This is a genomic window from Anaerolineales bacterium (assembly GCA_003105035.1).
In the GTDB taxonomy this organism is placed as follows: domain Bacteria; phylum Chloroflexota; class Anaerolineae; order Anaerolineales; family UBA4823; genus FEB-25.
The window spans coordinates 1-11,909 of record PQAL01000042.1; the positions used below are offsets into that span (position 1 = coordinate 1).

At 53.7% G+C, this 11,909-nt stretch carries 14 protein-coding genes and 1 pseudogene; 6 read left to right on the forward strand and 9 right to left on the reverse strand.

Annotated features, from left to right (window positions below; translation table 11 throughout):
* Positions 1–29: 29 nt before the first annotated feature.
* Positions 30–707: pseudogene (locus C3F13_18005) on the forward strand (hypothetical protein).
* A 137-nt stretch (positions 708–844) separates the two neighbouring features.
* Entirely contained in the window at positions 845–1,462 is a 618-nt protein-coding gene (locus C3F13_18010) for a hypothetical protein (protein PWB49733.1), read from the forward strand.
* 301 nt (positions 1,463–1,763) lie between these two features.
* On the opposite strand, the gene C3F13_18015 is transcribed toward C3F13_18010, so the two are convergent.
* Complete coding sequence (locus C3F13_18015) at positions 1,764–3,146, reverse strand: hypothetical protein (protein ID PWB49734.1); 1,383 nt, start codon at positions 3,144–3,146, stop codon at positions 1,764–1,766.
* Between the two features lie 135 nt (positions 3,147–3,281).
* On the opposite strand from C3F13_18015, the gene C3F13_18020 reads away from it, so the two are divergent.
* The 4 genes from C3F13_18020 (at position 3,282) to C3F13_18035 (ending at position 6,202) form a co-directional block, all read left to right on the forward strand.
* On the forward strand, positions 3,282–3,794 hold the full coding sequence (locus tag C3F13_18020) for a hypothetical protein (GenBank protein PWB49735.1): 513 nt from the start codon (positions 3,282–3,284) through the stop codon (positions 3,792–3,794).
* A 21-nt stretch (positions 3,795–3,815) separates the two neighbouring features.
* Positions 3,816–4,850, forward strand: coding sequence for a hypothetical protein (locus tag C3F13_18025; GenBank protein ID PWB49736.1), 1,035 nt, complete (start codon positions 3,816–3,818; stop codon positions 4,848–4,850).
* 261 nt (positions 4,851–5,111) lie between these two features.
* A complete protein-coding gene (locus C3F13_18030; GenBank protein ID PWB49737.1) occupies positions 5,112–5,537 on the forward strand; it encodes an enoyl-CoA hydratase in 426 nt (141 codons plus the stop codon).
* Positions 5,534–6,202, forward strand: a complete 669-nt coding sequence (locus C3F13_18035) for a hypothetical protein (GenBank protein PWB49738.1) — start codon at positions 5,534–5,536, stop codon at positions 6,200–6,202. Before C3F13_18030 ends, C3F13_18035 begins: the two co-directional genes overlap by 4 nt.
* A gap of 91 nt (positions 6,203–6,293) precedes the next feature.
* On the opposite strand, the gene C3F13_18040 is transcribed toward C3F13_18035, so the two are convergent.
* The 8 genes from C3F13_18040 to C3F13_18075 form a co-directional block, all read right to left on the reverse strand.
* Complete coding sequence (locus tag C3F13_18040) at positions 6,294–6,596, reverse strand: hypothetical protein (protein PWB49739.1); 303 nt, start codon at positions 6,594–6,596, stop codon at positions 6,294–6,296.
* Positions 6,596–7,282: a hypothetical protein gene (locus C3F13_18045; GenBank protein PWB49740.1), complete on the reverse strand. Its 687-nt coding sequence runs from the start codon at positions 7,280–7,282 to the stop codon at positions 6,596–6,598. The genes C3F13_18040 and C3F13_18045 overlap by 1 nt, the downstream gene beginning before the upstream one ends.
* Positions 7,283–7,290: 8 nt before the next feature.
* Positions 7,291–8,511: a hypothetical protein gene (locus C3F13_18050; protein PWB49741.1), complete on the reverse strand. Its 1,221-nt coding sequence runs from the start codon at positions 8,509–8,511 to the stop codon at positions 7,291–7,293.
* Entirely contained in the window at positions 8,508–8,873 is a 366-nt protein-coding gene (locus C3F13_18055; protein ID PWB49742.1) for a hypothetical protein, read from the reverse strand. The genes C3F13_18050 and C3F13_18055 overlap by 4 nt, the downstream gene beginning before the upstream one ends.
* Positions 8,874–8,938: 65 nt before the next feature.
* Positions 8,939–9,154 (reverse strand): hypothetical protein, encoded by a 216-nt coding sequence (locus C3F13_18060; GenBank protein ID PWB49743.1) that lies wholly within the window; start codon positions 9,152–9,154, stop codon positions 8,939–8,941.
* A gap of 2 nt (positions 9,155–9,156) precedes the next feature.
* Positions 9,157–9,516, reverse strand: a complete 360-nt coding sequence (locus tag C3F13_18065; GenBank protein ID PWB49744.1) for a hypothetical protein — start codon at positions 9,514–9,516, stop codon at positions 9,157–9,159.
* A gap of 92 nt (positions 9,517–9,608) precedes the next feature.
* Positions 9,609–11,492: a hypothetical protein gene (locus C3F13_18070; GenBank protein ID PWB49745.1), complete on the reverse strand. Its 1,884-nt coding sequence runs from the start codon at positions 11,490–11,492 to the stop codon at positions 9,609–9,611.
* Complete coding sequence (locus tag C3F13_18075; protein ID PWB49746.1) at positions 11,493–11,825, reverse strand: hypothetical protein; 333 nt, start codon at positions 11,823–11,825, stop codon at positions 11,493–11,495.
* Positions 11,826–11,909: the final 84 nt, after the last annotated feature.

The following is an 11,909-nucleotide window of genomic DNA, read 5'->3' on the forward strand; positions in this document are numbered from 1 at the left end:
CTATTTTTTAGGGTTCAGATCAAAGCCAGCGCAGGCTCTTATTGGGTATGGGCGGTCTATCCGGCCTGACCCAGGGGCAGTTCGCTGCTATCCTGGCTCATGAATACGGGCATTTTTCCAACCGCGATACGGCCGGCGGTGACCTGGCGCACCAGGTTTATGCATCGCTGAATAGCATGGCTTACCAGCTTATCCGCAGTGGTTCGGCGAAATTTTATAACCCGGTGTGGTTATTCATCCTCGGCTACCAGCGTATCTTCCTGCGCGTCACCCTGGGTGCCTCACGCCTCCAGGAGGTATTGGCAGATCGCTATGCGGCAGCTGCCTATGGGAGTGCAAATTTTATCGAGGGACTGAAAACCTATATTCGCCAGAGCATTGCCTTCCCGTTGCTGGCCGATTCTGAGCTTAAAGCTGCCTTCGAAGCTAACCGTTTAATTGCCAACCTGTATGACCTGCCCATGCGGGCAGACCTGGAGGAAGCCCTCGACCTCAAATATGAAGAAGCCATGACCCGCATGACCTCCAAATATGATTCTCACCCCGCTCCCCAGGAGCGTATCCGCTTGGTTGAAAACCTTCACATCCCTGATCCACCCGTGGACGAAAATATCAGCCAGGCGCTGGGCTTATTCCGCAATCCGGAACAGCTCCAGGAGGAGATGACTGCCGAGATAAACAGGCTGGTTATCAAAAAAGGGAAGTGATCACCTTATCGTGTTCCCTTCCCCGTCTGAACTATTCAGGCTATGATTAGCACATGGATGACAATACCTTCGAATGCCCTAATTGTGGCGCTGCTATTTACCCCGAGGTGACCCGCTGCCCAGCTTGCGGGCACAATATGTATCCTCTGGAAGATGAAAAAGCGCAGGTTGAAAAGCCCGCCCCAACCTGGCTGGCTTTGACCGGTGCCCTGGCTATCGGTTGGATGATCGCGGCTGGGATTGCCATGCTAACCAACTTTGTTGTGGCTGCATTCGTTAGCCCCAAATTCATCAGCGCCCTGGGCAAGGCAATCCTGCTTTTAGCCGGCCCATTTGGGGCGCTGGTGGGTGCTTACGTGGCTACCAGCCTGTTCAAGCAACGCTACCGCTTGATTGGAGGGCTGGTAGGCACCCTGGCCCTGCCGGCATTGGTGCTGTTCGCCACCTATTGGGTCGAGGTCACTCCGGCTGTGCTCTTCAGCCCGCTTGCGATCCTGGTCGGTTTCGTCACCATCCTGGCAGGCGTGGTTGGAGGTTGGATAAGCGAAACTTTCGCTCCGGGGAGTGACTGGAAAGAAAGATGGCGCGTGCACGGCATGGAAGACCTGCTCTACCAAGAATTGCTGCGAAAAGTACGCTTCAATGGGGGTACAGCTGACCGCCTGATCGAATACGAGCGTTACGTAGATCCGAATGCCACCCGCCTTAAGCTGATCCAGAACGCCATTGAGCGCCTGGATCGCGATAATCGCTGAAGTGTCGGTTTGCATGCCATGAGATTTGGAATGAACAAGTCATCCATAAATTGTGAAATATATAATATATACGATGTTGATGTAAGACTATAGCAGACTGTCATTGCGGGGGAGCGTTATTTGTGACCGAAGCAATCTTCAATGAGGAGAGCTATCCGATTAACCTACAAGTGCCTGGATAATTATCCTTGAAAAAGGAAGATTGCTACGGCTAAACCCGCCTCGCAATGGCAAAATTTGGAGAATTTTTCTCTTATTTTCAGCTGCTAGCTATCGCTCACTGAATGTTGCTCGAAAAATGCTATAACTTCTCGATGATCAATAATCGTGTAGGCTTGGACAGGTTGACCACCAACCACAACAGGCACAGCAGGATCAGGATGACATCGATCAACAGCAGGTTGAACGCCCCGAAGGCATTCACAAAATTCTGTAAATTTGTCAGGATGAGCTGCAACACTCCAGATTGGAAAATTTGCAACCGGCTCAGCAAGGGGAAACCGCCAATGATAACCCAGCCGATCAGCGCGATCACCAACAGTGATAGCAAAGGCGGGAGGATTTTGTCGTTGAGCGGGAAGCTTTGCTCCCGCCGCGCGAAACCCGCCCCCATGCGTAACTCCAGGGCTGAAAGGGCCTCATCGCGCACCTCGGGTGAGGCGAACGAGATTTGGTGCGTAGCGATTCTCTCATCTTGCCGATAGGCAATCTCCAGCATGCTCCGCTCAGGATTGGTGCTCAACCGGATGATGTTTTCCAGCTTGATCGGTGCGGCATTCTCGCCCAGCAGCTCGCGAGACATCTTCTGCTGATCGAACATTCCGAAGATAAGGGGGATATCGCTGGCTGCCGGGCTGGCCACGATGATTGACTTGCTGCCCAGGATCACCAGACGGTCGGTTCTCAGCTTCGGGTTGTCCCACAGCAGGGGTTCGGGTTCGAACAGATCAGTTTCAGCGTCTTCACCGGCGGCAAAGGCTCCCATACCCAGCTGGGGTTCGGAGCTGACCTTGAAATCATCGGAAACAGCCTCCGTTGCCTGATCGGAAGGTTTCTTGCTTATTCCCACGAGCTCATCGAGTAGCCTGGCTTCCTTTTCTTCATCGGACAAACCTGGCCCTGCCTCACCGGCTGGATGCTCCTCCAGCCAGCTCAGATCTGTATCCGGTAGCGGCAAGGCAGCCTTCTCTGGGTTGCTGACCGTCTCGAAAATCCTCTCGATCGTCTTGTCTGGCTCTTCCGAGTCGACCGCCCAATCAAACGTAGCTGGTAATTTAGACACCCGACTGGCTTTGTCCGCCGTCTGGTTCACGTAGGTCATGTTCTCAAATGCCTGGAATTCTACATCCTCTTCAGTCCAGGTGAAGGGAGGGGTGTAAGGAGGTGCCTTAGCGGTTCCAGGTGGGACCACCGGCTTGTAACGTTCGCCCTTCACAACCGACCCGAGAGGTGAAGTATCGAGCCTCATCAGGGCGATGCTGGCTGCTTCGTTCTTGGGGTTGATTAACAATACCCTTTGCAAACACGTGCGCTTGAGCTTGACGTCGTCCACCACCTCAGACATCATCATCCAAGCCCCTTCATTATGAGGATTCTGGACAAGTGCCTGTGCCAGCAGTTGCTTGGTTTGGGTGATATCCCCTCTTTGCCTGGCTTCCATGGCTTGTAGTAAGAGTTCAGCCATTCTGTGCTCCTTGCGTTAGTTTAATTATAACCGAAGCACAAGTTAGTCGCTCACACCAGGAGATAAAGCATGCATTCGCATATTTATCTCTCCATATGTCGTTTATAATGGATTGACCTGCTACGGAGAGAGAACATGGACCAAACCCAAACCCTTACCCTTCACTATACTCCCGAAAAGAACGATTATATCCAGGTGTTGCGTATTTTCTTCCTGCACCAGACGGGCTCACGCATCAGCCTGGGTTTCCTGGTGATCATATTTGTGTACATGCTTTACAATGTTGCCACCTCGGCGGTAACTGTCTCCATTTTTGAGATCATCTTGTTGCTGTTCCCACCCGTCTTTGTTGCCTACATCTTGTTCGTCCAACCCAGGGGTATAGCAGATAAAGCCATGGCTAACGAACAGCTGGCAGCGGAGACTACCTGGGAGCTGGGTGAGCAGGGAGTCGATATCTCGACCAGCTTCGGCTCCACTCACCTGAATTGGGAAGATTTTTCCCGCATGGTCACCACCAAGGAATATTACCTTCTGCTGATCAAAGGGAATCAACGCACCTTCCGCTTCTTGCCTCGCAAGGTGTTTACTTCTCCTCAAGAACAAGATACCTTCCTTAGCTTGGTGACAGGCCACCTGAAAAAGTAATATCACCCGTCTGGGTGCTACATGTCACCGGCTATCCCCGCGGAACTGTCTTCTAGCCTGGCCTACTACTCTGCACACTTCATGGACCGGGTAGTGTGGGAGTTACCCGTACGCTGGGTATGCAACCAGCATGGGCTTGATTGCCAGCTCATTGAAGCTGGCCTACCAGGCACTTACCCCACCTTCATCGTCAGGACTGCTCTTAACCAATCCGTGGTGATCAAGTTCTTCGGACCGCTTTATGATGGTTATCAGGCTTGCCAGCTTGAGCACAGCATGGGGAACTTCCTGGCAGGACATACCCTGCCGGTTCGATCGCCCCTCATCCTGGCAGCTGGGCAGCTGGATACCCAATGGAGCTACCTGGTCTTCGAAGGCATCCCTGGCACCAGCATCGGGCAAGCGCGGGGGAGGTTGGCCGAACATGCCTGGGTCAATGTGGCAAGCTTGTTGGGAGTGTTCATGCGGGCCTTGCATGATCTCACGGCTGACTGCCCAGGCGCCTTATCCACTCTGCGAGACAGTGACGATAGGGGTAATTTTGCGGCATTTTTACGCACTCAAAAAGAGCGTTGCCTTGCGAATCATAGAAAATGGAATGATCTTCCCAGTCACCTGCTGGAGCAGGTGGGTGATTACCTCTTGCCTGTCGATCAGCTGGTCGAGCTTGCCTCTCCTCCGCACCTGATTCATGCTGACCTGACCGCTGACCACCTGTTGGGGAGGGTCATTGAGCGCTCTGGTTCAGCCACCGACCCTGCTGGCGGCGATTGGGAAAACCTGGCGGTGATCGATTGGGGGGACGTGCGCTTCGGCAATATCCTCTACGAGCTGGTGGCCCTGCAAGTGGATATGTTTCGTGGGAATACCCGCTTGTTGAAAATCTGCCTCGAAGCATATGGTCTGCCAGGTTTTTACCAGCACGAGTTTCCCCGCAAAGCGTTGAGCATGCTCCTGCTGCACCAGTTCCCTATGCCTGCCTGGGTTTATGCTGGTCAGACCAGCAACCATTCATTGGATGAGCTGGCAGAACACCTTTTTGGCACCGTGGATTAACCCTGGCGCTGGCTTGTAGATAACAAATTCTCCAGGATCGTAAAACGTAACAGATCGTTGAGTCTGAGTATTCGTTTGCACCTTTGGTGATCGAATGTCGAAGGACGTCTCGGTCTACCCCAAGTTATTCATCAGTCAGCATACTTGCGGATAATCTTCTCATGGTATATGATTTCGTTAACAGGCAAGATCCGATATTATTTTCATTATTATGACGGAGTGATACCTTCAAACTTTGCTTTTTGATAGACTAACCTACCCATGAACCGACCTACGCTTCCCAAACGTGTTATTAGCGCCCCGCAGGTGGGCGATAAGACTGCCTTCACCCGCACGCTTACCGAAGCGGATGTGGCCCTTTTCATCGGTACCACCTGGGATGTGAACCCCTTGCACACCGATGAAGTGTATTGCAGTGCCACACCGTTCAAGCACCGCATCGTGCCGGGGTTGCTCACCGCTGCCTTGCTCACCCACATGGGTGGGTTGTGGGCTTTCCTGGCCACTTCGATGGACTTTAAATTCCTGGCTCCGGTGTACGTCGGTGACAGTATCACTGCCCAGGCGGAGGTGGCAGAAGTCGATGCCGAATCAGGGGCGGTGCTGCTGCACTGCACCTGCACCAACCAGCACGGTGTTCAGGTATTGGCTGCCAATGTGCGCGGTTTTCCGGGGAAATTTGAGTGAGACCCCGTATCTTGCTGTTCCTGTTGCCCATCCTGCTGGCTGCCTGTTCCGGCTCAGGTGCCGAGCAAGTTCCCACCAGCCAGCTGCCCAGCCCGGCGCGGTACGCCCTGACTATGACTGACCTGCCGGATGTGGGCGTGCCCTGGCAACAGTCATATAGCCAGACCTCCAGCGATAAAGGCTATAAATGGACATATCAGGCCTATCAGGCCATCCAACCTGCCGAGGTTGAAAACCAGCTTGATTCGGTATATGCCATCAATAACGATGTGATCCTCTACGAGGTGGATATGAGCCGGGAGGATTTGCCCGCTCCACCTGTATCGTTAGGCAGCATCCAGGGTGTGGAGTGGAAGCCTGCCACCCAGCTCCACCAGGTGGGTGATAAATCAGCCGTCTGGAAGACCACCCTGGGTGACCTGCTTACCCCGGTTTGGTGGCTTGAGTTCTACCAGGGGCATGCTTACGTACGTCTCTCCATGTTTGGCTTCCCCGACCAGATCGCTCCCACGCTGATCTATGACCTGGCCGATATCGTAGCCGCCCGGTTGCCTGCCAACCTGGAAGAGCTGAAGCAGGATGCCAGCGGAGGGCCAGTCGCTCCGCCTGCCGGAAGTGTAACCCCGAGTAGTGTAGTGCTTCCCACCGCGTCTGCCACCCCGTAATCGGCCGATTGTTCCCAACGGTCTCATTAAAGTCCTGCTTTTAAGAAAAAGCCGGCAGCGATCTACGCTGCCGGCGGGGATGCCGGCCGATCTAAGCCGTGGGGTGATGATGCCAAATGGATACGTAAACATCAGCGCTCGATATCAGCCACAATCCATTATGGAACCTGGGAGAGTAGCGATCATTGAAGAGCACGATCACTGGAGCATTGGCACACACCATCACTTCAAAGACCTTGGGCCCATCGGGTGGACCAACGCCGGCATAGTCATATAACGTGCAGGCACCAGAGGTGGTACTGGTGGAGCTGACCATCACTCCAGCCACATGACCCTTACCGGCATACACCTGCAAATCTTGATCGGGGGTATAGATATCTAATAGATCTGCCATCAGTACACCCTGTCATACTTATCCACGGTCTTGTGCGCTGAGACGATGGAGTTGGTCAGCTGATGGTGGGCGTCTGCCACCATCTTCTGGTACTGATCTTCGATCCTGCGCACCATCTCGGTGAGCTGATACACCAGGTTGGTATGGGCGGTGGGATCCCGCATGATGTAACCCAGGCGTTCACGATAGGCCCGGCACATGACATTGGTGATCAGGATGGCTTCATATTCATCGGGTACCGTGATGAAACACTCAGCACTATCTGTCATGTTGGTATCGTGGTTGGCCAGGTATTGGGTATAGATGTGAGCTGAGGCAGCCACACTACCTGAGATATACATTAACCATCCTTTACCAGTGGCATAGTCATGATCAATGTCATAGAAACCTGCTGCGTCATAGAAATCAGGATCCAGCCTGTTCTTGCGCACCAGGTATTCTGGTGGCTGCTGGCTGATGGGGTACTCTACGCTGATCACTTCCCTAAAGTCATCGGGAAGCGCATAGCTATACACTATACTTCCGCCATTGGTATGATCATCCTTCATCGGTCGCAAGATCGGGAAGGTGCGGATAGCTTCCTTGCACCAGGGGAGCATGATGGTAGTGCGTGACCAGGTTTCAGCATTGGTGTCACCCAAGGCCACCAGGCAATCGGTGAGTAATTGTTGGAATGAAATAGACATAGCACCTCCTAGATCAGCGCCAGGACACGATCAGCGATCTTGCGCAGGCCGGCTGCGGTGGGATGCACACCATCACTGGTATCACTCTGCAAGATCCATGGGTCGGTATGTGTATCCCAGCAGATCACATTGTCACTTTCAGCGCAGGCATCTGCGATGGCAGCTCGGATGTTGTCTTTGGGCTTCTCCGGTCCTGCCACTGCATCATCCCAGCAGGGCAGCACGTTCAGATAATAGATCCTGGCATTGGTGTTGAGTAATCTCAACCTGTAAAGTTGATCAATTACTTCCTGCTTAAGCACATCCATATCACCTTCGTCATCATCATTGGCACCCAAGGCGACCACCATCAGCTTGGCGTAGTCAGCCACGGTCGAAGAAACCTGGCTCTCCAAACTGGCCATGATCGAATTACCGCCCACGGAATGATTGATCAGCAGGTAGGGCTCAGCTGCTTCACAGGACACGATCTGTGCCCAATAGGGCACGGAATATGGCGCTGAGATGCTGTCGCCGATCACGCCGAAATTACCTGCATGCGATATATTCTGGACATCACCTGCGGTGGCTACCTTATTCAAGAGCAACACATCACAGATGTGCCCACTATGGGCCCAATAGGCACCATACGATCCGATCGACCTGACGGCAGGCACACCTGCAAAGGCACCAAGAAAAGTAGCATCGGTATACTGCAGGCTGCCATTCAAATACAACTTACAGGAACCACCGGCCTTGGACCAGGTGTGCACGAAGTTGGTCCAGACTTCTTCACTGTCATAGACCAACCCACCACCATCCCAGGTGCCCCCATTGATGTTGAGCATGCGCAGGGTATGATCGGCGGAGTTGACGTTCATGGTGATCTTGTTATTGGCATCCACTGACAGGTAGAACTGGGCATGATTGTTAGCATCGGCAAAGAACCCGGCAGCGAAGCGTACCCACAAAGACAGCGTACCTTCATCTCCACTGAACTTACTGGAGATATCGGGCAGAGATACTTCTGAGTTATTGCCATTGAAGAGCGGGGCCAGGTCGCCGTGATGGTCGGCGAGATTGGCCAGGGATACATTTCCATACGTTCCATTAAAGCCATTCGGTCCATGATCATAGGCCGTGGCGCCGGCGGTCTCATGCAAGGGCCAATAGCCAACGATATTCGAGCGGAACATACCCACGATCTTCTCTGTGTAAGGTATGCCCCTGGAACGCATGCTCATCGTCATTGTTCGAGCCAGCGGATGGTTGCCACCAGGCAACCAGTGAGCGCATTGGCGCCGGCCACGGCTATGGTGAGCTGCCCATGCACGGGGATCAGGTCATACAGGCCAGTATCCACGGCAGCTCCATCACAGGTCTGCTTGCGGGGCGCCAGCCAAATATCCGTTGCATTGTTGGACTTGACCAAAAGATTACCAAACACACTATCACTGATGGTCACATCGGTGGTGGCTGGCGCACTGGCATGATAATTGAGAAACACATCCAGCAACAAGCCATTGATCGGAATGGTGGTACCACTGCCGGTGGCTGCGCCATCTCCGCCGGTGGTGGTAATGGTGACTGTCTCTTGCGAAATTTGGTTCATAACACCTTCCTTCTGTGGGGAGGGTTAGGACCCCTCCCCACATCGAGAGAAATGGGATCACCTCCTTATCGGTCAGGGATGATCGTAAATTTTCCGTTCACTCGCTTGACTACACTGCCCTTCCGGTCACCTTCGAAGTGAACATGCCAGGAAAAGGCCTGCGAGCTGATAACGAAGTAAGGTCGATTAACGCCTAGCTCAGCCAGGATCAGCGCTAATTTTTCAGCTGAGCCTGGTGATGGCACAACTGACTTTGGGGCAACCATGGCTGTCTTGGTCATCTCTATCCTTTCATGAAACCGAGCACCAGGGTAAAGTCCTGGGCTGCTGTGCCACCGGCACCATCGTAATCCAGGGCAACGGCGATGATGGTGCCAGCTGCGATGTGGGGAAACACATCCCCCTCAAACTCGGTATCGGCATCGACCAGGGCGGGTGTACCACTGTCACCGACATCCAGGTCCTTGACATAAGCTTCGGCTGAGCTGGAGCTACCAACATCGAGGATGCCATTACTGGCATTGGAAGCCACGGCACTGACAAACACCAGGCTGCAATCGAAAGGCAAGCTGAATTTGATGGCCTGATTGGCAGCCAGGGTGCCTGGGGTGTGGTGGGTAAGCGTAAAGAAATCACCTAACATAGTATTCTCCTTTTCCTTCCTCCAGAGTGGGGAGGACACCCTGGAGGAAGTGTGAAATGGTCCTAATCGCTGATTAGGCCGATTAGGTAAGCTTAAGCACCGGCAACAACACGGTTACCAATGCCCCTGTAAGTTGCAACACCGTAGGCCCAACGATCACGGATCTTGATGGGCAGGGTGTCATTGGTGAACAGCAATCCACTGGATGGATCGGTCACCGAATACAGCTGGGGAGCCGGGTGGCTATTGCCACCAGGGTTGTCACCGTAGGCCATGCAGATCACGGGGAAGATGCGTGGGTCAACGATGTAGCCCCAATTGGTGGTATCGGTCCAATCGGGCACGGCGACCACCACGGGCCGTGGATCACCAGGGCGATCCTGGGCATACGGGTTCACATCATTGTTGGGTGTGGCGGGGTATCCGCCAGGGCCGGCACCCATGCCGAACATGATCAAGGCACTGTCATACAGGTCCACGGGTACGAGCAGGAACTTGGGCCACAGGACCTGGCGCTTGGCGGAGCCGAGTTCGGCCTGTTTGGCACATTCGATCCGTGCAGCTGCCCAGGCCGAAATAGCCAGGGCCGTGGTGGCATAGTTACCATGGGAATTATCACTCTTGAATAACTCCTTGCTGTCCTGGGCCAGGGTTGGACCTTGACCAGAGGCGGTGGTAAAGATGCTGGCAATTGCAGCTGAGCGAGTGCGGATGGCGCTGATCGTCAATGCTTTCGGAATGGCCTGCAACCGGTCAATTTCTGAGTTACGCAGCATCTTATCCGTGATGCCAACATACCCTCCGTACTTGGTGAAGGCGGAGGTCTCTTTCGTGTCGATCACGCTGAGCTCAGTGTAGGCAGCTCCTTCGGCGACAACCGGCAGGTTGGTCACACCACCGAACTGCAGCCACTGCATATCCTGCAGGGATCCATCCGTGGCCTGCACGGCCACGATGGGCTCATACCAACGATAGGCGGTCAGGTTGGTGTAGAGCTCCAGCACGACCTTGTTCATGGCGTTGACGGCCAGGTCTGCCAACGTGGTGGTGTTGGCATTGGCGAAGGCAACATGCGAGGGATCGAAAGCACCTCGCATCTCAACGTCACCGGTCACTGCACGGTAAAGTGCATCCGATCTGCGCAGCTCGGGCGGGGGCAGCTTGGCGCCTTGGGCGCCAAACAACCAATCGAAATAACCCTGGAACTGCTCCAACCCCGTGGGGCCAACACTGAGCTGCTGCCCCCGCGGTGGGTTGGCTCCGATCTGGATCACACCATCTTCCAGCTTACGGGTAAGCGTGGCAACCTGGCTCTCCAGCTCGGAAATCTTGAATAATAAGTTATCTTCCATATCTTTGTCATCTCCTTCTTTCATTAATCTGGTAAATTCTTCATCGGTGAATAAGGCCTTTATATCTTCATCGGTGATCTGAAATAATCCATCTGGATTGAGAGCGGGCTCGTCAACGATGTCGGCTGCGTATAACGAAGTGATACGTGCCACGGGATATTTGTCGGTGGCACTGGCGGGTCTCCCGCCGGTAGCCGGCACCTCATTCCCATCTGCTGTGGGCCATACCCGCTCCAGGTCAACGACCACGCTGACACCGAAAGCACCAGGATCTTCCCTGGCCAGCTCCAGCACATACTGACCAAGATCACCTGCGGGTGACTTGTGAGCTGCTCTGCTGATAAACAGGTCCGCTACTAATTTGTGGTTATCCACTCTAAAGTTGCGGAAACGACCGAGGTACTTACCCAATCCGTCATTGAATGGATCGGGATGGGTGAACCTGGACTTGATGCCATTGGCCTTGCCCTCGGCGATCTGCTGCAGCTGGAACAGGCTGTGATCATCGAACAAGAGCCGATGGCCGAGTGCTTCTCCGGTGGTGGCTACGCTTACGCCGAGGATGGCATCGTCGCCAATGGCCCCACTGAACGGGATGGGTTGAATACGTAGCCTTTCTGGCATTTACTCTACCTCCTTTTCTTCTGGCACCTGCCGAGTGATCTTGGTGTACTTGATGGTCGCCTTGGTGGTAGGTGGGAAACGGTCAGTAACGAATGAGTAAATACCGCTGGCACCTAAACCGACTGCAATTCCAAAAAAGGCTACATCGATGTACGGCTGCGCCGGCACGTAAAGCTCCCGGGCTTTGTAAATCAGGCCGAAAGCAATACCTACCAACATGGCAATAAGCATGAGCTTATTTCCGGAGATCCCAAATTTCTTGATGAACTCCACGACACCCAACACGATCAACGCCAGGGTCACCGGATTGACAATAAAATTACCTATATCCATACGCACTCTCCTTCATTGGTCTTTTCTGACTTGATAAAATATGGTCAAGGCGAAGATCAACAACGCCAGGCCGGCACACACATA